19 protein-coding genes are annotated in these 20486 nt (G+C 70.5%); 10 read left to right on the top strand and 9 right to left on the bottom strand.

What is annotated here, in order from left to right:
- The first annotated feature begins 113 nt into the window (after positions 1 to 113).
- A complete protein-coding gene (locus G4Z16_RS21450; protein WP_246530980.1) occupies positions 114 to 1544 on the top strand; it encodes an LCP family protein in 1431 nt (476 codons plus the stop codon).
- A 73-nt stretch (positions 1545 to 1617) separates the two neighbouring features.
- On the opposite strand, the gene G4Z16_RS21445 is transcribed toward G4Z16_RS21450, so the two are convergent.
- Positions 1618 to 2208, bottom strand: coding sequence for an acyl-CoA thioesterase (locus G4Z16_RS21445; protein ID WP_078511511.1), 591 nt, complete (start codon positions 2206 to 2208; stop codon positions 1618 to 1620).
- A 149-nt stretch (positions 2209 to 2357) separates the two neighbouring features.
- On the opposite strand from G4Z16_RS21445, the gene G4Z16_RS21440 reads away from it, so the two are divergent.
- Positions 2358 to 3575 carry an LCP family protein gene (locus G4Z16_RS21440; protein WP_197352327.1) on the top strand — a complete coding sequence of 406 codons (1218 nt, stop codon included), beginning with the start codon at positions 2358 to 2360 and terminating at the stop codon, positions 3573 to 3575.
- 33 nt (positions 3576 to 3608) lie between these two features.
- Here G4Z16_RS21440 and G4Z16_RS21435 read toward each other — a convergent pair whose 3' ends face one another.
- The gene (locus G4Z16_RS21435) at positions 3609 to 3986 is read right to left on the bottom strand and encodes a VOC family protein (protein WP_197352326.1); all 378 of its coding nucleotides are present in this window, start codon (positions 3984 to 3986) and stop codon (positions 3609 to 3611) included.
- A 76-nt stretch (positions 3987 to 4062) separates the two neighbouring features.
- On the opposite strand from G4Z16_RS21435, the gene G4Z16_RS21430 reads away from it, so the two are divergent.
- The gene (locus G4Z16_RS21430) at positions 4063 to 4626 is read left to right on the top strand and encodes a CGNR zinc finger domain-containing protein (protein ID WP_197352325.1); all 564 of its coding nucleotides are present in this window, start codon (positions 4063 to 4065) and stop codon (positions 4624 to 4626) included.
- A 103-nt stretch (positions 4627 to 4729) separates the two neighbouring features.
- Here the strand turns inward: G4Z16_RS21430 and G4Z16_RS21425 are convergent, their stop codons facing one another.
- On the bottom strand, positions 4730 to 6082 hold the full coding sequence (locus G4Z16_RS21425; protein ID WP_197352324.1) for a UDP-glucose dehydrogenase family protein: 1353 nt from the start codon (positions 6080 to 6082) through the stop codon (positions 4730 to 4732).
- Positions 6083 to 6307: 225 nt separating this feature from the next.
- Here G4Z16_RS21425 and G4Z16_RS21420 point away from each other — a divergent pair, with 225 nt between their 5' ends.
- Entirely contained in the window at positions 6308 to 7495 is a 1188-nt protein-coding gene (locus tag G4Z16_RS21420) for an acyl-CoA dehydrogenase family protein (RefSeq protein WP_281393705.1), read from the top strand.
- A gap of 93 nt (positions 7496 to 7588) precedes the next feature.
- On the opposite strand, the gene G4Z16_RS21415 is transcribed toward G4Z16_RS21420, so the two are convergent.
- On the bottom strand, positions 7589 to 8560 hold the full coding sequence (locus G4Z16_RS21415; protein WP_197352323.1) for an alpha/beta hydrolase: 972 nt from the start codon (positions 8558 to 8560) through the stop codon (positions 7589 to 7591).
- A gap of 126 nt (positions 8561 to 8686) precedes the next feature.
- Positions 8687 to 10189 carry a peptide MFS transporter gene (locus G4Z16_RS21410; protein ID WP_197352322.1) on the bottom strand — a complete coding sequence of 501 codons (1503 nt, stop codon included), beginning with the start codon at positions 10187 to 10189 and terminating at the stop codon, positions 8687 to 8689.
- Positions 10190 to 10732: 543 nt separating this feature from the next.
- Here G4Z16_RS21410 and G4Z16_RS21405 point away from each other — a divergent pair.
- The gene (locus tag G4Z16_RS21405; protein WP_197352321.1) at positions 10733 to 11413 is read left to right on the top strand and encodes a response regulator transcription factor; all 681 of its coding nucleotides are present in this window, start codon (positions 10733 to 10735) and stop codon (positions 11411 to 11413) included.
- A 93-nt stretch (positions 11414 to 11506) separates the two neighbouring features.
- A complete protein-coding gene (locus G4Z16_RS21400) occupies positions 11507 to 12790 on the top strand; it encodes an ATP-binding protein (protein WP_197352320.1) in 1284 nt (427 codons plus the stop codon).
- On the opposite strand, the gene G4Z16_RS21395 is transcribed toward G4Z16_RS21400, so the two are convergent.
- Complete coding sequence (locus tag G4Z16_RS21395; RefSeq protein ID WP_197352319.1) at positions 12704 to 13240, bottom strand: GtrA family protein; 537 nt, start codon at positions 13238 to 13240, stop codon at positions 12704 to 12706. The two genes, G4Z16_RS21400 and G4Z16_RS21395, sit on opposite strands and share 87 nt — an antisense overlap.
- A 228-nt stretch (positions 13241 to 13468) precedes the next feature.
- Between G4Z16_RS21395 and G4Z16_RS21390 the strand changes: the two genes are divergently transcribed.
- Genes G4Z16_RS21390 through G4Z16_RS21380 form a run of 3 tightly spaced genes read left to right on the top strand, consistent with a single transcriptional unit; the run spans position 13469 to position 16412 of the window.
- Complete coding sequence (locus G4Z16_RS21390) at positions 13469 to 14665, top strand: 5-(carboxyamino)imidazole ribonucleotide synthase (protein ID WP_197352318.1); 1197 nt, start codon at positions 13469 to 13471, stop codon at positions 14663 to 14665.
- On the top strand, positions 14662 to 15198 hold the full coding sequence (gene purE / locus G4Z16_RS21385) for a 5-(carboxyamino)imidazole ribonucleotide mutase (protein ID WP_197352317.1): 537 nt from the start codon (positions 14662 to 14664) through the stop codon (positions 15196 to 15198). The genes G4Z16_RS21390 and purE overlap by 4 nt, the downstream gene beginning before the upstream one ends.
- Positions 15198 to 16412: a dipeptidase gene (locus tag G4Z16_RS21380; protein WP_197352316.1), complete on the top strand. Its 1215-nt coding sequence runs from the start codon at positions 15198 to 15200 to the stop codon at positions 16410 to 16412. The genes purE and G4Z16_RS21380 overlap by 1 nt, the downstream gene beginning before the upstream one ends.
- A 120-nt stretch (positions 16413 to 16532) precedes the next feature.
- Here G4Z16_RS21380 and G4Z16_RS21375 read toward each other — a convergent pair whose 3' ends face one another.
- Together G4Z16_RS21375 and G4Z16_RS21370 are read right to left on the bottom strand one after the other, a co-directional pair.
- A complete protein-coding gene (locus tag G4Z16_RS21375; protein ID WP_197354812.1) occupies positions 16533 to 17006 on the bottom strand; it encodes an ATP-binding protein in 474 nt (157 codons plus the stop codon).
- A 545-nt stretch (positions 17007 to 17551) separates the two neighbouring features.
- Complete coding sequence (locus G4Z16_RS21370) at positions 17552 to 17932, bottom strand: STAS domain-containing protein (RefSeq protein ID WP_197352315.1); 381 nt, start codon at positions 17930 to 17932, stop codon at positions 17552 to 17554.
- Positions 17933 to 18192: 260 nt separating this feature from the next.
- Between G4Z16_RS21370 and G4Z16_RS21365 the strand changes: the two genes are divergently transcribed.
- Positions 18193 to 19149 carry an RNA polymerase sigma factor SigF gene (locus G4Z16_RS21365; RefSeq protein ID WP_425508099.1) on the top strand — a complete coding sequence of 319 codons (957 nt, stop codon included), beginning with the start codon at positions 18193 to 18195 and terminating at the stop codon, positions 19147 to 19149.
- Between the two features lie 104 nt (positions 19150 to 19253).
- Here the strand turns inward: G4Z16_RS21365 and hutI are convergent, their stop codons facing one another.
- On the bottom strand, positions 19254 to 20432 hold the full coding sequence (hutI, locus tag G4Z16_RS21360) for an imidazolonepropionase (RefSeq protein ID WP_197352313.1): 1179 nt from the start codon (positions 20430 to 20432) through the stop codon (positions 19254 to 19256).
- Positions 20433 to 20486 lie beyond the last annotated feature (54 nt).

Here is a 20486-nt window from a genome sequence, read left to right as displayed (position 1 = left end):
ATCGTGAGACGGCGTGTGCTCAAGAGCCGCAGATCGTATCGCCCTACAGTATGGCAATGCGCGCGGAAGCACACAAAAACGGTCGTAGGCCCCGCTGGGGACTGCGCCTGACCATGGCTCTCTCCGTGCTGGTGCTGGGGGCGAGCGGGGTGGGTCACCTCATGGTGAGCGGGCTCAACGCGGACGTGAACCGCGTCGATCCGTTCCAGGGGCTCACCGACCGCCCTCGGGACACCGGCGGCGTCAACTTCCTCGTCGTGGGCACCGACCGGCGCGACAAGCTCTCGCACGAGCAGCGGGAGAAGTACCGGCTCGGCGGCTCCGCCTGCGACTGCACGGACACCCTGATGCTCGTCCATCTCTCGGCCGACCACGACCGGGCCAGCGTCGTCAGCCTCCCCCGCGACTCGTACACGAAGCTTCCCGCGCACACCGACCCGGGCAGCGGCAAGCGGCACGCGTCCGTCCCCGCGAAGCTCAACTCCGCCTACGCGCACGGCGGCGCGCACCTGACCGTGAACACCGTCGAGGCCATGACCGGCATCCACGTCGATCACTACCTGGAGGTCGACTTCACCAGCTTCATGCGCACGGTCGACGTTCTGGGAGGCGTGCCGGTCTGCACGGAGAAGTCGCTGCACGACAGCTACTCCGGTCTCGACCTGCCCGCGGGCACCACCACCCTCGACGGCGGCCGCGCTCTGCAGTACGTAAGGGCCCGGCACCTGGGCAACGGCTCCGACCTGAGCAGGATGGACCGTCAGCAGCACTTCCTCGCCGCCGTCCTCGAGAAGGCCACTGACAGCGGCGTCCTGATGAACCCCGTGAAGCTGAGGAAGGTCGCCTCCACGGTCCTCGACTCCGTGCGCGCGGACGGCGGGCTCGGCAGCGCGGAGATGCTCGAACTCGGGCGTGCGCTGCGGCGCTTCAACTCGGACTCCTCGGAGTTCGTGTCCGTCCCCGTCCAGGACGCCGACCACCGCGTGCCGAAGCTGGGCTCCACCGTGAAGTGGGACCGGCGGAAGGCAGACAAGCTCTTCGCCGCGCTGCGCGACGACAAGCCGCTCACCAACGAGAAGCCCAAGGACACCGAACGGGCCGGGGGCTCCCGTACCGGGAAGGGGTCCGGCGACGCCGCACCGGGCGCCGTCGTCAGCATTCCCCCGAGCGGCATCCAGGTGCAGGTCGACAACGGCACGGACCGCGAGGGTCTGGCGGGCGGCGTCGAGAAGAAGCTGGACGGCACCGGCTTCGCCACGACGGGCGCACCGGGGTCCGCGGACCGCCGGGACGTGTCCCGTACGACCATCTCCTACGACCCGCGCTGGGACCGCTCGGCCCGCACGCTCGCCAAGGCCCTGCCCGGGGCCAAGCTGGTGGAGGAACCCGGCCGCGGTCCCGTGATGCGGGTCCTCGTGGGCAAGAAGCACCACAGCGTGCGGAAGGTGCACCTCAGCTCGACCTCGTCGGGGGCTCCTTCGCCCAGCGCCGGCTCGGGGAACAACGGCGCCGTCACAGGGGGCGAGCGGGCCTCCTGCGCCTGACGGGCCGGCCTGACCGGCCTGGCGGGCCTGTGCCCGCCGAACCGGCCGGAACCCAGCCGGAGTCAGCAGACCGTCAGGCTCCGGACCACGGCTCGGACTGCGCCTGTTGCTGCAGGCGCGACTGCTCGCGCTCACGCTGCTTGCGGGCCCGCAGCTCCCTGATGGCGCGGCGGCTGGCCAGCCGGTGCGTGCGGCGGATCTGCGCCTCCTGATGGCGACGCTGGTCCTGCTCCGTCTCCGGCAGCACCGGAGGCACGGGGCGGGGCCTGCCGTCCGCGTCGACCGCGGCGAACACGAGGTACGCCGAGCCGACGTGGGTGGCGGGGACCGCCTCGTTCCAGCGCTCGGCCAGGACGCGCACACCGACCTCCATCGAGGAGCGGCCCGTCCAGTTGACCTGCGCCTTGACGTGGACGAGGTCGCCGACGCGCACGGGCTCGAGGAAGACCATCTCGTCCATGGAGGCGGTGACGGCCGGACCGCCGGAGTGACGTCCCGCGACAGCGCCCGCCGCGTCGTCCACCAGTTTCATGATCACGCCGCCGTGCACCGTGCCGAGGAGATTCGTCTCGTTGCCCGACATGATGTGCGAAAGCGTCGTACGGGAGGCGTGGGTGGGCTTGCCCTGCAGGCCGTTCTCCGCAGCGGGAGCCTGGTCGGTCATGCACCCCACCCTAGGGCGTGCACCCGCCGTGACCAGCCGGTGGCCTTATAGGGGACGAACAGTGCCTTTGCATCAGAACGGCTACAGCATCTGTCCGATCTCGCCCCCGGGCTGTGTTCCTCCGGGCGGGTCAAGGCAGACTGCCCTCCATGAATGACTGGCCCGGTGGATGGAACGACTCACACGACAGGTACGGCAGCCCGCGAGCCCACAGAGGCGTGCCGCCGCAGTCGAGAGGCGGCTATGACGCGGGCTACGGAGGGCAGCCGGGCTACTACGACGATCCGGGCTACGACTCGGGATACAACACCGGGCAGGTCTACGGCGGGCGCGCGGGTGGGCGCGACGGTTACGACGCCTACCCGTACGAGGACGCGCCCCCGAGGCGGCGCCGGCCGCGCTTCAAGACCGTGGTCATATCCCTGGTCGTCATCCTGCTCGCGTGGTCGATCGGCACCTACTTCTGGGCCGACTCCAAGCTCCGGCGTGAGGTCGACCTGAGCATCGTCGAGGACCGTCCGGGGACCGGCGAGGGCACCAACTATCTCATCGTCGGTTCCGACAGCCGTGAGGGCCTGTCCGCGCAGGAGAAGAAGGACCTGCACACGGGTTCGGCAGGCGGCAAGCGGACCGACTCGATGATGATCCTCCACGTCGGCAGCGGCGGCCCCACGCTGATCTCGCTGCCCCGCGACTCCTGGGTCGAGATACCGCCGTTCACCGGCTCCAAGTCCGGGAAGCACTACGACAACAGCCAGCAGACCAAGCTCAACGCCGCCTACTCGCAGGACGGCGCCACGCTCCTCGTCCGTACCGTCGAGCACAACACGGGCCTGAAGATCGATCACTACGCGGAGATCGGCTTCGGCGGCTTCGCCCAGATCGTGGACTCGGTCGGCGGCGTCGAGATGAACATCCCGCAGGACATCAAGGACAAGAACTCCGGCGCGGACTTCAAGAAGGGCAAGCAGGTCCTCGACGGCAAGCAGGCCCTCTCCTTCGTCCGCAACCGTCACGCGGGCACCGGGGACAGCGACCTGGGCCGCACGAAGAACCAGCAGAAGTTCCTCGCCGCGCTGGCGAACCAGACCGCGACCCCTTCGACGATCCTCAACCCCTTCAGGCTCTACCCGACGATGGGTGCGGGCCTGGACACCCTCGTCGTCGACAAGGACATGAGCCTGTGGAGCCTGGGCTCGATGTTCTTCGCGATGAAGGACGTCAACAGCGGTGAGGGCAAGCGGATGAACATGCCCATCTCCGGGCCCGCTCCTGCCGGTTCGCTGCAGTGGGACAAGGCGAAGGTCAAGCAGCTCACGGAGCAGCTGCAGAACGACGAGAAGGTCACCGTCACCTCCGACCGGTGACCCCTCCGCCGTGACCCCCGAGGTCCTCAGGCCTCAGTCACAGGCGCACAGACAGAACGGGTGCCCGGCAGGGTCCAGATAGACGCGGAAGCCACGCTTGCCTCCGTCGTCGCCCTGGATCAGCCGGGCACCCAGTTCGATCACCTCTTTCTCCGCCTGGTCCAGGCGCTCCTTCGGCACGTCCAGGTCCAGGTGCAGCTGCTGGGCGTGCTCGAGGCTGGGCCACTGGGGCGGGATGAAGCCGGGCGACTCCTGGAAGGACAGCCGCTGCCCGCCGGGGCCGTTGACGTCCATCCAGTCCTTCGTGCCGTCCGGATCCAACTTCCAGTCGAGTACCTGCGCGTAGAACTCGGCGAGACGCCGGGTGTCGGGACAGTCCAGAACGATGCTGTGCATCGAGGCGATGGCCATAGTTACCCCTTGAAGCAATTATCTGGTAACGCTGCTGGTTACCAGATGATGGCCCTTCGTCGGTAACGTGGCAAGGGTGACGGACCGATCGCCCCCAGAAGCACTCGTTCTGGTGCGGGAACTGACGAACACGCTCGACGTGGAGACGGGCGAGGACTCGCTCGCCGCGCCGGGCGGCGTCGCCGAGTTCGCGCGGCGTCACGGGATCGAGGGGCTCGGCCGGGACCGCAGCGGCGCCGAGCGCGGCGGACAGGAGCTCGCCGCGGTGTGCGAGCTCCGTGAGGCACTGCGGGCCGCGTGCCTGGCGCACACGGGCACGGACATGCCCCCGGAGGAGTCCGGGGTGCTCGCCCGGTTGCTGGCGGACGCACCGCTCACCGTCGACGTGGACGAGGCCGGGCGTGCGGCGCTGCGCCCCGCCGACGGGCTGACCGGCCTGCCGCTGCTGACCGCGCGCATCGCCGCGGGCATCGTCACGGCGGAGTCGGACGGCACCTGGCAGCGGCTCAAGGCGTGCCCGGCGCACGACTGCCTGTGGGTCTTCTACGACCGCAGCCCCGCCGGCCGCGGCCGCTGGTGCTCCATGGCGGTGTGCGGCAGCCGCGCCAAGATGCGCACGTACAGGGCGAAGCAGCGCTGAGTCCGCGCCGCGCCGAAGAAGGCGGGGGCGGGCCGGTCGGCGGTCAGGCGCTCCCCTCGGGCTCGTCAAGCCCCGTCAGGCTCCGGCGTGGACGCGCGCGGGATCAGGCCGTCGGGCGCCCCAGCGCGCGGAACTTCCAGTTCTCCTTGCGCCACAGCACCGGGTCGAGAGTGTTCCGGCCGTCCAGCAGGCGCCGCACCGCGACGACCTCGCCCAGCGCCGCCGGGTCCAGCTGCTGGAACTCGCGCCACTCCGTCAGATGCAGTACGACGTCCGCGCCGCGCACCGCATCGAGGGCGGTCGACGCGTAGCGCAGGGTCGGGAAGAGCGCGCGGGCGTTCTCCATGCCCTTGGGGTCGTAGACGGTCACCTGTGCGCCCTGAAGGTGCAGCTGCCCCGCGACGTTCAGCGCGGGCGAGTCCCGCACGTCGTCGGAGTCCGGCTTGAACGTGGCACCCAGGACGCCGATGCGGGTGCCCAACAGGGTGCCGCCCACCGCCTCCTTGGTCAGCTCGACCATGTGGACGCGGCGCCTCATGTTGATCGAATCGACCTCTCGCAGGAACGAGAGCGCCTCGGACGCGCCCAGCTCGCCCGCCCGCGCCATGAACGCGCGGATGTCCTTGGGCAGGCAGCCGCCGCCGAAGCCGATGCCGGAGCGCAGGAACTTCTTGCCGATCCGGTCGTCGTACCCGATCGCCTCCGCGAGCTTGGCCACGTCGCCGTCGGCGGCCTCGCACACCTCGGCCATGGCGTTGATGAAGGAGATCTTGGTCGCGAGGAAGGAGTTGGCCGAGGTCTTCACCAGCTCGGCCGTCGGGAAGTCGGTGACGACGAAGGGCGATCCCTCGGCGAGCGGCGTCGCGTACACCTCGCGCAGCTGCTGCTCGGCGCGCTCGCTGCGCACACCGACGACGATGCGGTCGGGGTGCAGCGTGTCCTGAACGGCGAAGCCCTCACGCAGGAACTCGGGGTTCCAGGCCAGTTCCGCGTCCTCGCCGGCGGGCGCCAGCTCGGCGAGCCGGGTGGCGAGCCGCGCGGCACTGCCCACCGGCACCGTCGACTTGCCGACGACGAGGGCCGGGCGCCGCAGATGGGTCGCCAGCGATTCGAGCGCGCTGTCGACGTAACTCATGTCGCAGGCGTATTCGCCGTGCTTCTGCGGGGTGTTGACGCAGACGAAGTGGATGTCGCCGAACTCCCCCACCTCCTCGTAGGAGGTGGTGAAACGGAGCCTTCCGCTCGAACCCTCGTGCCCCGCCACGTGCTTGCGCAGCAGCTCCTCCAGCCCGGGCTCGTACATCGGCGTCTCGCCGCGCTCCAGCAGGGCGATCTTCTCCGGCGAGATGTCCAGACCCAGCACGTCGAAGCCGAGTTCGGCCATGGCGGCGGCGTGCGTGGCGCCGAGATAGCCGGTGCCGATCACTGTGATCTTGAGCGGGGCCTTGTTCGCCATGGTTGGGTTGCTCCTGTAGGACGACACTTGGGACGCTCCGGAAGAGCTGCTCCGCACGCTCCGGGAACGCTGCCCGCGCAGCATATCCGGGGCCGCCTGTCGTGAACCTCACGTATCCCGGGCCGGGCAGCGGGCTCTAGAATCGGGTTACTTAACGGTAATTAGCAGATGCCCCCGTACCGGTCGCCCTACCGGCACAGCACAGCTGATGAGGAGTGAGACACCTTGGCGCCATCGGGAAAAAGCGCAGCCGCTGACTTCGGTCTGTACCGGCCGTCCGAAGAGCACGACATGCTCAGGGACTCGGTGCGCGCCCTCTCCGAGGCGAAGATCGCGCCCTTCGCCACCGAGGTGGACGAGGAGGCCCGCTTCCCGCAGGAGGCCCGGGATGCGCTCGAGGCCAACGACCTGCACGCCGTTCACGTACCCGAGGCCTACGGCGGCGCCGGGGCCGACGCCCTCGCGACCGTCATCGTCATCGAGGAGGTCGCTCGCGTCTGTGCGTCGTCCTCGCTGATTCCGGCCGTCAACAAGCTCGGGTCGCTGCCCGTGATCCTCTCCGGCTCGGAGGAGCTGAAGAAGCGCTATCTCGCGCCGCTCGCCGCCGGCGAGGCGATGTTCTCGTACTGCCTGAGCGAGCCGGACGCCGGTTCCGATGCGGGCGGCATGAAGACCAAGGCCGTACGGGACGGCGACCACTACGTCCTCAACGGCGTCAAGCGCTGGATCACCAACGCCGGTGTCTCCGACTACTACACGGTCATGGCGGTGACCGACCCCGACAAGCGCACCAAGGGCATCTCCGCCTTCGTCGTCGAGAAGGACGACGAAGGGGTCTCCTTCGGCGCCCCGGAGAAGAAGCTCGGGATCAAGGGATCACCGACGCGCGAGGTCTACCTCGACAACGTCCGCATCCCCGCCGACCGCATGCTCGGCGAGGAGGGCACGGGCTTCACCACCGCCATGCTGACCCTGGACCACACCCGCATCACCATCGCGGCCCAGGCGCTCGGCATCGCGCAGGGTGCCCTCGACTACGCCAAGGGGTACGTCGCGGAGCGCAAGCAGTTCGGCAAGCCGATCGGCGACTTCCAGGGCGTGCAGTTCATGCTCGCCGACATGGCGATGAAACTGGAGGCCGCCCGCCAGCTGACGTACGCGGCCGCCGCCAGGTCCGAGCGCATCGCCCTCGGCGGGGCGGACGAGGACCTGACCTTCTTCGGCGCGGCGGCCAAGTGCTACGCGTCGGACGCCGCCATGGAGATCACGACGGACGCGGTCCAGCTGCTCGGCGGCTACGGCTACACCCGTGACTACCCGGTCGAGCGGATGATGCGGGACGCGAAGATCACGCAGATCTACGAGGGCACCAACCAGGTGCAGCGGATCGTCATGGCCCGCAACCTGCCGTAGGACGGGACCCGTTCACGGGTCCCGGAACGGACCCAGCCAGCGAGGGCGCCCGCTCGGGGTCCGGCGGTCCCCCGCCGGTCCGCGCGGGCGTCCTCAGCCGTGCGTACCGGCGCGCGGCACCGGCGCCGACGTCGGGGTGGACGCCTGGGCGCGCGCCGCGATCCAGCTCAGCAGCCTCCGCTCGACGCCCGGCCTGCTCAGCAGGCCCCCGCCGTGCTCGGCGCCCGGCACGGTCACGACGGTGACGTCGCCCGGTGACATGCCCCGTCGCAGCTCGGCCTCCCGCAGCGCCTCGGAGTGCGCGACGGGAACGAAGTCGTGCCGGGAGTGGATCAGCAGCATCGGCGGATCTCCGGCCCCGGAGGCATGACGGGTGGCCGACATGTCCCGCCAGACGCGGCGGCATGCCTCGGCCCCGCGCGTGCCACTGCGGCGCGGCCGTGGCTCACAGCCCGCCAGCCGGACGGCGTTGGCGCGCAGCACCGCCATGCCGGCCTCGTCACCGTCGGGCGCTCTCGCGGCCTTCCACGAGCGGTACGGGTCCACAACGGGGGAGAGCGCGACGACGCCCGCGACGCGGCGCCGCCCCTCCCCCTGCGCGCCGGCGCTGGTGGCGAGCTGCCCGCCCGCCGAGGAGCCGAGGAGGACGATCCTGCGCGGGTCCACGCCGAAGTGCCCGGCACGCTGCCTGATCCAGCTCAGTGCGCGCAGCACGTCCGCGCGCTGGGCGGGCCACGGTGCGTCGGTGTTGCGGCGGTAGTCGAGATTGAAGACGGCGGGGCCGGCACCGGCGATGCGCCTTGCCCACCCGTTCCACCCGGCGGAGCGGTCCTGGTACCAGAAGCCTCCGTGCACGATGACGACGCCGGTACGGCGCGGACCCGGCCGCGCAGGATTCGGGTCACTGTATGCGGTCAGTCTCTGCCCGTGCAGCGGGCCGTAGGAGTAGATCCGGCGCTCCGGCCCCGTCTGCGCGTGTCCGCGCTCCTGGCTGCCCCGGACCACCGGTGACGTGCAGAGAAGGATCGCCAGACATGTGACGAGTACGAGCGGGAGCCTGTGCACCTCACCAGAGTCAGGGCGTCCGGCCCTGGCCGCAACAGCACTCTCCGTGAGCAGGGATCGCGTCCCGCACATACAGAAGCCCCGGCTCCGCGGGTGCGGAACCGGGGCCTCCGTGCCGGGTGCGCGTTACTTCACGGCGCCCAGCAGCGGGTTGATCCTCTTGCGGGCGGCGAGGAAGACGAAGCCCGCGAGCGCGGCGATGACGCCCTGCACCGCGAAGCCCGTCTTGCCGCTGGCGGCGTCGCCGAGCACCAGCTGGACGATCGCGAAGACGCAGTCGCCGGCGGTGACCGCGAGGAACCACACGCCCATGAGCTGGCTCGCGTACTTGGCGGGAGCCAGCTTCGTCGTCACCGACAGGCCGACCGGCGAGAGGCACAGCTCCGCGACGGTCTGGATCAGGTAGACGGTGATCAGCCACAGCGGCGTGACCTTGTCGCCGCCGGAGGCCGAGGCGATGGCCAGCATCATCACGCCGAAGGAGACGCCGATGCCGATCAGGCCGAAGGAGAACTTCGTCGTGGTCGCCGGGTTGCGGCTGCCGAGCTTGACCCAGAGCGCGGCCAGGACCGGGGCGATGATCATCACCCACAGCGGGTTGACCGACTGGAACCAGCTCGTGGGGAACTCGATCCCGAACAGGTCGGTCGATGTGCTCTTCTCCGCGAAGAGGCTCAGCGTGGAGCCGGACTGGTCGAAGATCATCCAGAAGATCGCGGCGGCGACGAAGAACCAGATGTAGCCGGTGAGCTTCTTGCGCTCGTCCTCGGTGACCTCGCGGTCACGGCGCATCCGTACGAAGTAGTACGTCGGGAGCACGAGGCCGGCGATGCTCAGCGGCCACAGCACCCAGTCGATGGTGAAGGCGTCGGCCAGCACGATGGCCGCGTAGAAGACGGCCGTCACGACGGCGGCGATCACGGTGTTCCGGATGGCCTTGTTGCGGTCGGCCGCGTCCAGCGGCTGCGGGACGACACTGGACTCCGGCGCGAGGTGCCTGGTGCCGATCAGGAACTGGATCAGGCCCAGGGCCATGCCGACGGCGGCGAGGCCGAAGCCCAGGTGCCAGCTGACCTTCTGACCGGCCCAGCCGATCAGGAGCGGGGCGGCGAAGGCGCCGATGTTGATCCCCATGTAGAAGACGGTGAATCCGCCGTCCCTGCGGGGGTCGTTGGGGCCCGAGTAGAGGTGCCCGACCATCGTGGAGATATTGGCCTTCAGCAGACCGGATCCGACGCCGATGAAGACCAGGCCCGCGAAGAAGAGCGCGTTGACGCCGGTGGCCAGCAGCGCGTGGCCGATCATGATCACGAACGCGGATATCGAGACCGTCCTGCGCGGGCCCCATACGCGGTCGCCGAGCCAGCCGCCCGGCATCGCCATCAGGTAGACCGTCGCGTTGTAGACGGAGTAGAGAGCCACGGCCGTGGCGGAGGCCATGCCCATACCGCCCTCTGCGACCGCGGCCGTCAGATAGAGGACGAGCAGGGCGCGCATCCCGTAGAAGCTGAAGCGCTCCCACATCTCGGTCATGAAGAGGGTGGCGAGACCGCGGGGGTGGCCGAAGAAGGTCTTGCCGTCGGCCGCAGGCGGGTGCTGCGGCGCGTCCTTGGACGTTGTGGACGCCATGTGGGGGGTTTCCTCGCTGTGTGAGAAGGGGGCCGGTGCGGGATGCCGGCGGGGTGCCGCCGGTCCCGGGCAGCCCCCGCGTGCTTCTCACACGGCAAGGGCCCGGCGCTGGGGACATGTTGATCGCTGGTGCCGCCTCCGCCGCACCGTCCCCGGGCCGGGACATGACGGGTGGGCCCTCGCGGGCAGAGCTCCTGAGGCCCGGCATCCCGGGGGCCGGATGGTGCGTGTGCTCGCCGCCCCCCTTGGCGGAAGTCCACCGCCGGGCCGGCCGGCCTCCGGTCTCATGGACGCGGTCGGCCGGCGACACAGGATCACCGCCGCACTGGCTCCGCCGGGGCCCCCGCCCCTGGGTGATCACGCCGGAAGCCAGCTCACCATACGTCACGGGGGTACCCGTAACGGAAGGGATTGGGAGCGGGATCACAGGCGCAAGGGGTAAATTCCCAGTCAATTCGAAGGTAACGAGTTCGCATCTCCGACGATCCGCGCTGGTTGGCAGGGACCGGCCTTACGCTCGGCGACGAGGACTACCATCGCCGCATGACCCGTGTACTGCTCGCCGAGGACGACGCCGCCATCTCGGAGCCCCTGGCACGCGCGCTGCGCCGTGAGGGATACGAGGTCGAGGTGCGCGAGGACGGCCCCGGGGCGCTCGACGCAGGCCTCAAGGACGGCATCGATCTGGTGGTGCTCGACCTCGGTCTGCCGGGCATGGACGGCCTGGAGGTCTGCCGCCGGCTGCGCAACGAGGGGCACACCTTTCCCGTGCTCGTCCTCACCGCGCGTGCGGACGAGGTCGACACCGTCGTCGGCCTGGACGCGGGTGCCGACGACTACGTCACCAAGCCCTTCCGCCTCGCCGAGCTGCTCGCGCGCGTGCGTGCACTGCTGCGGCGGGGCGCGGCCGTCGAGCCCGCCGTCCCGCCCGCCACGCACGGCGTGCGCATCGACGTCGACTCGCACCGCGTGTGGATGGGCGAGGAGGAACTGCAGCTCACGGCAAAGGAGTTCGACCTGCTGCGTGTGCTGGTGCGGGACGCCGGGCGGGTCGTCACACGCGATCAGCTCATGCGTGAGGTCTGGGACACCACATGGTGGTCGTCGACCAAGACCCTCGACATGCACATCTCCTGGCTCCGCAAGAAGCTCGGCGACGACGCCGCCAACCCGCGCTACATCGCCACCGTGCGGGGCGTCGGGTTCCGTTTCGAGAAGAGCTGAGAGACCGAGCGTGCCGGCCCCGTCGACCTCAGCACCGCTTCCCGGGGACCGGGACCGCCGTCCCCGCGGCGGCTCCTGTACGGAGGACGACTCGTGCGGCGCAGGCTGATCCTCTCGACGCTCGCGGTCGTGCTCGTCGTCGTGGCCGTGTTCGGCATCTCGCTGATCCTCGTCGAGTCCCGCTCCATCGAGAACAGCGCACGCGACAACGTGAAGTCGGAGGCCGTGCAGCTGGTCTCCGTCGTGGAGAGCCGCATCGTCGCCGGAGAGAAGGTCTCCCCCAGGACGATGAACAACGCCGTGCCGCACCACCGCCACGTGCGCATCGAAGTGCCCGGCAAGAAGGTCATCACGCTCGGGAAGCGCCCCGAAGGCAGGGTCATCGAGGCGTCGCAGACCGGTGCGCACGGCGAGCGCATCACCGTTCAGCAGGGCTACAGCTCGGTCGAGGACGAGCTGGGCCGCACGCTGCTGATCATCCTCGCGGTCGCGCTGCTCGCGGTCGCGTCGGCCGCCATCCTCGCCGTACGGCAGGCGCATCGCGTCGCGGCCCCCCTCACCGACCTCGCCGAGACGGCCGAGCGGCTCGGCTCCGGCGACCCCCGGCCCCGGCACCGCCGCTACGGCGTGCCCGAACTCGACCGCGTCGCCGACGTGCTGGACGGGAGCGCGGACCGCATCGGCCGGATGCTGACCGCCGAGCGCCGGCTCGCCGCGGACGCCTCGCACCAGCTGCGTACGCCGCTCACGGCGCTGTCGATGCGGCTGGAGGAGATCATCGCCACCGCCGACACCGACGACCCGGAGGACCGGGCCACGGTGAAGGAGGAGGCGACGATCGCGCTGGCCCAGGTCGAGAGGCTCACGGACGTCGTGCAGCGCCTGCTCACCAACTCCCGTGACCCGCGCTCGGCTTCGGCGGTCGGCTTCGACCTCGACGAGGTGCTCAAGCAGCAGGTGGCGGAGTGGAAGCCCGCCTACAGGAGCGAGGGCCGCGCGATCGTGCGTTCCGGGAAGCCCGGGCTGCGGGTCGTGGGCACGCCGGGAGCGGTCGCGGGCGTGCTGGCGACGCTGATCGAGAACTCCCTGATGCACGGGGAGGGCCGGGTCGCGCTGCGCACCCGCGTCACCGGCAACCAGGTCGTGGTGGAGGTGACGGACGAAGGTCCCGGCGTGGACTCCGAACTGGGTTCACGCGTCTTCGAACGGACGGTCAGCGGCCACAACTCCACCGGGCTCGGCCTCGCCGTCGCCCGCGACCTGGCGGAGGCGGACGGCGGACGGCTGGAGCTACTTCAGCATCATCCGCCGGTTTTCGCGCTCTTTCTCAGCCGCGAGAGCGTCAGCAGAAGCAGATCGGGCGAAGATGCGGCCTGAACCCGAGCGGAATACCCAGGTGCGGTACGTCCAGAAGCGGAAGACGGTACCGATGCCGAGGCCGATGACGTTCTTCGCGATGTTGTCCGCGAGCGGCGAGGTGTAGCCCAGTCCGTAGTGGGACACGGCGAGGACGGCGTTCTCGATGACGAGCGCGACGCCGCTGAAGAAGAAGAACAGGACGGTCTCGCGCCGGATGCGGCGCTTGTCGGTGTGCCGGTACGTCCAGTAGCGGTTGCCCAGGTAGTTCGTACCGATCGCGACGACTTGGGAGATCACACCGGAACGGATCGGCGCCAACTGCAGGGTGTGGATGCACAGGTTGAAGACGGCCACGTTGACCAGGAAACCGACGGCACCCACCGTGCCGAATTTCGCGGCCTCGCGGACGAGACGTTCCAGCCTGGTGCGCAATCGTCTCAACGTGCGCAGCGCGCTCCAGTCACCCATTGTGCCGTTGCCCCGTTTCGGTCGACGTCGTCCGTCCCCCGCGCAACATGCTAACCAGCGGGCATCCGCTCTCGCAGCGCGGGCGAGCGCGACCCCGGCCGCCCGGGCCGCGGGGCGGCGCGTCGGCCCGCTCCGGATCCCGGCCGCGTCCCGCGCCTCGTGCGGGCGCCCGTGGCGGGCGGCGACCGCCGCTTCGGCCGTGCGAGGCGGTGCGGATACGCTGAAGCTGTGACGTTCCCCGTAGTCGGCATGGTCGGTGGCGGCCAGCTAGCCCGCATGACCCACGAGGCGGGCATCCCGCTCGGCATCAGATTCAGGCTCCTCTCGGACACCCCGCAGGACTCCGCCGCGCTGGTGGCCGGCGAAGTCGTGGTCGGCGACCACCGCGACCTCGGCACCCTGCGTGACTTCGCCCGCGGCTGCGACGTGATCACCTTCGACCACGAGCACGTGCCGACGGACCATCTGCGCGCGCTGGAGGCGGACGGGATCCCCGTGCGCCCCGGCCCCGACGCGCTGGTGCACGCCCAGGACAAGGGCGTCATGCGCGAACGCCTGGACAGCCTCGGCGTGCCCTGCCCGCGGCACCGCATCGTGCAGGACCCCGCCGACGTCGCGGCGTTCGCCGCCGAGGTCGCCCTGGCCGAGGACGAGGCCGGGAGCGAGGGAGCCGGTACGTCCGACGGCGCCGGATTCCCCGTTCCCGTCGTGCTGAAGACGGTGCGCGGCGGCTACGACGGCAAGGGCGTCTGGGTCGTGCGCTCCACCGGCGAGGCGGCCGTCCCGTTCAGGGCCGGAGTGCCCGTACTGGCCGAGGAGAAGGTCGACTTCGCGCGTGAGCTGGCGGCCTGCGTGGTGCGCTCGCCGCACGGGCAGGCCGTCGCCTATCCCGTCGTGGAGTCCGTGCAGGTCGGCGGCGTCTGCGACACGGTGATCGCTCCAGCGCCCGGCCTTCCCGGCGACGAAGCGGTCACCGCGCAGCAACTGGCGCTGAGGATCGCCCAGGAGCTGGGCGTCGTCGGGCACATGGCCGTCGAGCTCTTCGAGACGCGCGACGGGCGTGTACTCGTGAACGAACTGGCGATGCGGCCGCACAACTCGGGGCACTGGACCCAGGACGGCGCGGTCACCTCGCAGTTCGCCAACCATCTGCGCGCCGTGCTCGATCTGCCCCTCGGCGACCCGCGCGCCCGCGCACGCTGGACGGTCATGGCGAACGTACTCGGCGGCGACTACCCGGACATGTACTCGGCGTACCGCCATTGCATGGCCCGCGACCCGCAGTTGAAGATCCACATGTACGGCAAGGACGTGAAGCCGGGGCGCAAGGTCGGCCACGTCAACACCTACGGCGACGACTTGGACGACGTGCGCGAACGCGCCGCACATGCCGCCGGATACCTGCGAGGAACGATCACCGAATGACGCCTGAAACCCCGCTCGTCGGCCTCGTCATGGGCTCCGACTCCGACTGGCCCGTCATGGAGGAGGCCGCCAAGGCGCTGGACGAGTTCGAGGTGCCCTACGAGGCCGACGTCGTCTCCGCGCACCGCATGCCCCGCGAGATGGTGACGTACGGCGAGGAGGCGGCCTCACGCGGGCTGCGCGCGATCATCGCGGGCGCGGGCGGCGCCGCCCATCTGCCCGGCATGCTCGCCTCGGTGACGCCGCTGCCGGTGATCGGGGTGCCGGTGCCGCTGAAGTACCTCGACGGCATGGACTCCCTGCTCTCCATCGTGCAGATGCCGGCGGGCGTGCCCGTCGCGACGGTCTCGGTGGGCGGGGCGCGCAACGCGGGCCTGCTGGCCGTGCGCATCCTCGCGGCCCACGACCCCGAACTCCAGGAGCGCATGGGGCGGTTCCAGGACGAGCTGAACGAAGAGGCCACGGAGAAGGGCCGCCGGCTGCGCGGCAAGGTCGCCGCGAGCAGGACCGGCTTCGGCTTCGGAGGCAGCTGATGACCGGTGGCGCGGGGACGGCCGCGGAGCCGGCCCTGCTGGAGCGTGCCCGCGAACTGCTCGCCGCCCACCCGGTGGTGGACGGGCACAACGACCTGCCGTGGGCGCTGCGCACGCAGGTGTCCTACGACATCTCCCGGCGCGACATCTCCCGGGACCAGTCGGCGCATCTGCACACCGACATCCCCCGGCTGCGTGCGGGCGGCGTCGGCGCCCAGTTCTGGTCGGTGTACGTGAGCACGGAGCTGGCCGGGGACGCCGCGGTGAGCGCCTGCCTCGAACAGATCGACGTCGTGCGGCAGTTGGTGGCACGCCACCCGTCGGAGCTGCAACTCGCGCTCACCGCACGGGAGGTGGAGGCGGCACGCTCCGAGGGCCGTATCGCCTCGCTGATGGGCGCCGAGGGCGGGCACTCCATCGTCAACTCCCTTGCCACGCTGCGCGCTCTGCACGAACTGGGCGTGCGCTACATGACGCTGACGCACAACGACAACACCGACTGGGCGGACTCCGCGACGGACGAACCGCGCCACGACGGCCTCTCGCGCTTCGGCGAGGAGGTCGTTCGGGAGATGAACCGGGCCGGGATGCTCGTCGACCTCTCCCACGTCGCCGCCTCCACGATGCGGGACGCGCTGCGCGTCAGCGAGGCGCCGGTGATCTTCTCGCACTCCTCCTCGCGCGCCGTGTGCGACCACCCGCGCAACATCCCCGACGACGTGCTGGAAGCGCTGCCGCGCAACGGCGGCGTGGCGATGGCGACGTTCGTGCCGAAGTTCGTGCTGCCGGAGGCCGTCGCCTGGACGAAGGCCGCCGAGGAGAACATGCGGGCGCACGGGCTGCATCCGCTGGACACCGGCGAGGAAGGCATGCGCGTACACCGCGCCTACGAGCAGGAGAACCCGCGTCCGGTCGCGGACGCGTCCACCGTCGCGGACCATCTGGACCACATGCGTGAGGTCGCCGGCATCGACCATCTCGGCATCGGCGGCGACTACGACGGCACGGCGTTCGTACCGGCACAGCTGGAGGACGTCTCCGGCTATCCGAACCTCATCGCCGAACTGCTGCGGAGGCACTGGTCCGAGGAGGACCTGGCGAAGCTGACCTGGCGGAACGCGGTGCGCGTGCTGGGTGAGGCGGAAGCGGTCTCCCGCGAACTGCGCGAGCGGCGCGGGCCCTCGGTCGCGACGATCGCAGCGCTGGACGGCTGAACGGCCGGTTCGATGCCCCGTCGGCACGCGGCCGCCGGGGCGGTCCGCCTGTGTGCGCTTCAATCTGGGCGTGGGTCTGCCGGCCTCCGGTCAGCCGGCCTCCGGTCAGCTGGGCCCCGGTCAGCTGGGCGGGGCCAGCTCCGCCCAGACCGTCTTGCCCATGCCCTCCGGATTGCGGACCACGCCCCAGTCCAGGCAGAGCCGCTGGACGATGAACATGCCGTGGCCGCCCGGACGACCGGCGCGGTGCGGTGTGCGCGGCGCCGGCGATCCGCTGCCCTGGTCGACGATCTCCAGCCGCAGCACCTCCGCGCCGCTGCCGACCCGCAGCTCCTCGGGCCCGTCCGCGTGCAGGCACGCGTTCGTCACCAGCTCGGAGACGACGAGCAGAACGTCCTCGGCGGCGGCGCGCTGGTCACCGGTCGAGGCGGGAAGCCAGCCCCAGTCCTGCAGCGCCTGCCGGACGAAATCGCGGGCACGGGGCACGGCACCGCTGACGCCGACCAGGCGCAGCCTGCGCACCTGGCGCATCGGACGACCCTTCCCCGTCTCTCCCCGTACGGACTCGCCGCTCTCCCGCTCCGCCCTGCCCACGACCTGACCCGGCTCGTCCGCGGAAGCGGCGTGGGCGGCGGAAGGGCCCGTGGAGGCACCCTCGGACGGAGCGGACGTGCCGCTGTGGTCGGAGGGCTGCTCCACCTGAGCGGCTCCCGCCGTCTTGCCCTGCGGGCCGGACTGCTCCGGCCCTCCGGCGGCACCGGCGGAGCCTGCCGCACCCGAGACCCTCGACGGTCCGGACGCCCCCGAGGCCCCTGACGAGCCCGCGGAGAGCCCGCTGAGGGCTCCGGCCCCGGTGCTCCCGGCCCCGGACGCAGCCGCTGTCGCGGTGCCCTCGGGCTCCGGACCGCAGTCGCCAGCCGGAAACGGCCGGGTGGTGCTCATCAGTGGTTCACCTCACCGATCACCGATAGTGCCTCTCGTCGCCGGGCCACGGGCAGGCGGGCGACATCGCGCGTGCCTGACTGGCTCAGGGGATCTCCTGCCCTACGGAACCGTGAGAACACCCACTGATGCGGACGGAGTGATGTGACGCGTGTAACTTCCGCGTAGCGGGCTGTACACACATGCCGGAACGTGCATCACGCCTCCGCCACATTGGCCAATGCCGAGTCGAGGTCGTCGTGGAGAGTGAACACCGCTCCCGCGCCCGTGATCTCGAAGACCCGGGCGACGACGGGCCGCATTCCCGCGAGGTGGACGCCTCCCCCGGCGGCCTCGGCCTTGAGCCGGGCCCCCAGCAGGACGTTCAGTCCGGTGGAGTCGCAGAACTCCAGTCCGGAGCAGTCCACGACCAGGCGGCTGCCGCCCTCCGCGATGGCCTGCTCCAGCGCTTCGCTGAACAGGTCCGCGGTGTGGTGATCGAGCTCCCCCTCAGGGGTCACGACGGCACTGCCCGCCTGGTGCCGAACGTCGACCGTCAGCCGACCCCGGCTCGTGCTGCCGGGCATCCCGCGGTCCATGCACACCCCTCTTGATCGCCAAAGCGCCGTCTCTTCTGCCCCCGTCAACAGACTCGAACCCTACGCCTTCACCGGCAGTACCGGTAGCCGAACAACCCACACATTGGGGCAAATTCGGACATCCAGCACTTGCCATACACGTACGCGAGCGGGTAGGCGTATAGGAATACAGAAACACGTCGGCATTGGAGGCGCCGCACCTTCGTAGTGCACGTCACGGCTTCGGCAGCCATATGCCGAGAATGATGGAGGACATCGCCATGTCACCGAGGCTCGATCAAGGGATACCGGACACCGCTACCGAACCGGTCCTCCCGGAACAGCTCGGCGCGGAGCAGCTCGGCGCGGAGCAGTTCAGCCCGGTCCAGGTGCCCGAACCCACGAGCCCGGAAGCTGTCGAGGAGATCTTCGACCAGCTTCAGCTCCCGGAGATCCCACCGTATGACGAGGTGGGCCCGGTCGACGCACGAGCCATGTCGAAGACCCTCTTCAAGCGCCTCGAGAAGCTGGACGAGGGCACCCACGAGTTCTCGTACGTGCGCAACACGCTCGTCGAACTCAACCTGGCCCTGGTCAAGTTCGCCGCCTCCCGCTTCCGCTCACGCAGCGAGCCGATGGAGGACATCGTCCAGGTGGGCACGATCGGTCTGATCAAGGCGATCGACCGGTTCGACATGGAGCGCGGAGTCGAGTTCCCGACGTTCGCCATGCCGACCATCGTCGGCGAGATCAAGCGCTTCTTCCGTGACACCTCCTGGTCCGTGCGCGTGCCGCGCCGGCTGCAGGAGCTGCGCCTGGACCTGGCCAAGGCCGGTGACGAGCTCGCGCAGAACCTCGACCGCGCACCGACGATGGAGGAGCTCGCCGAGCGGCTCGACATCTCCGTCGAGGAGGTCGTCGAGGGCATGGCGGCGAGCAACGCCTACACCGCCAGCTCCCTGGACGCGCAGCCGGAGGAGGACGACACCGAGGGCGCCCTCGCCGACCGCATCGGCTACGAGGACAACGGACTCGAGGGCATCGAGTACGTCGAGTCGCTCAAGCCGCTGATCGCCGAACTCCCCGCGCGTGACCGGACGATCCTCTCGCTGCGGTTCGTCGCCAACATGACCCAGAGCGAGATCGGCGACGAGCTCGGCATCTCCCAGATGCACGTCTCCCGTCTGCTCTCGCGCACGCTGAACAAGCTGCGCAAGGGCCTGATGGTCGAGGACTGAGCCCCGCGCCTCGCGCGGTCACACGGAACACGCGAGCGGGCCGCCCCGGTGGAGACACCGGTGGCGGCCCGCTTCGTCGTACGGGGACGGGGCTCCGGCGACGGTCAGGCGCCGGCCGGCCGCCCGCGGTGCCAGACCCGGCTCGTGAGGGGGACGCCGGGGCGGTAGGCGAGATGGACGTGCGAGGGGGCGTCCATCAGGACCAGATCGGCGCGGGCGCCGGGGCTCAGCCGGCCGATGTCGTCGCGGCGCAGCGCCCGTGCGCCGCCGGCCGTGGCGGACCAGACGGCCTCGTCCGGCGTCATCCCCATCTCCCGTACGGCGATGGCGACGCAGAACGGCATCGACGAGGTGAACGAGGAACCCGGATTGCAGTCCGTGGAGAGTGCGACGGTGGCGCCCGCGTCCAGCAGGCGGCGGGCGTCCGGGTAGACGGCCCTGGTGGAGAACTCGCAGCCGGGGAGCAGCGTGGCGACCGTGCCGTCGGCATGCGCGAGCGCGTCGACGTCGGCGTCGGTCAGGTGCGTGCAGTGGTCGGCGGAGGCGGCGCCGAGTTCGACGGCGAGCTGGACACCGGGGCCGTGCGAGAGCTGGTTGGCGTGGATACGGGGGATCAGGCCCTTCGCCCGGCCCGCCGTGAGGACGGCACGGGCCTGGTCCCCGTCGAAGGCGCCCTTCTCGCAGAAGACGTCGACCCAACGGGCGTACGGCGCGCAGGCGTCCAGCATGGGCCCGGTCACGAGGTCCACGTAGGCGGCGGGGTCGTCGGCGTACTCGGGGGCGACGATGTGCGCGCCCATGTATGTGACTTCGTCGGTCTGCTCCGCCGCCACGCGCAGGGCGCGCGACTCCTGTTCGGGAGTGAGGCCGTAGCCGGACTTGGTCTCCATGGTGGTCGTGCCCTGGCGGCGGGCCTCGTCGAGGAACCGGGTCAGGTTGCGGCCGAGTTCGTCGTCGCTCGCCTCGCGGGTCGCCGCGACGGTCGTGCGGATGCCGCCGGCTGTGTAAGGGCGCCCCGACATGCGGGCGTTGAACTCGGCCGTGCGGTCGCCCCCGAAGAGCAGATGCGAGTGGGAGTCGACGAAACCGGGGACGGCTGCCCGGCCTTCGGCGTCGTGGGCGGAGTCGGCGGCGGGCGCCTCCGCGGCGGGACCGACCCATGCGACGCGGTCGCCGTCGAGGACGACGGCGGCGTCATGTACGAGACCGAGGGGCCCGCCCTCGCCGAGTGCGGGGTCGTTGGTCACCAGGGTGCGGATGTTCGTGACGACTGTGCTGGTCATGTGTCGCTTCCTCGGCCCTTCTTCGACGATTCCTCGACGCTCGGTCGACCGGCC

This window comes from Streptomyces bathyalis (genome assembly GCF_015910445.1).
In the GTDB taxonomy this organism is placed as follows: Bacteria; Actinomycetota; Actinomycetes; order Streptomycetales; family Streptomycetaceae; genus Streptomyces; species Streptomyces bathyalis.
Note: the sequence above shows the minus strand (reverse complement) of the source record. Positions and strands in the feature narration are given on the sequence as shown.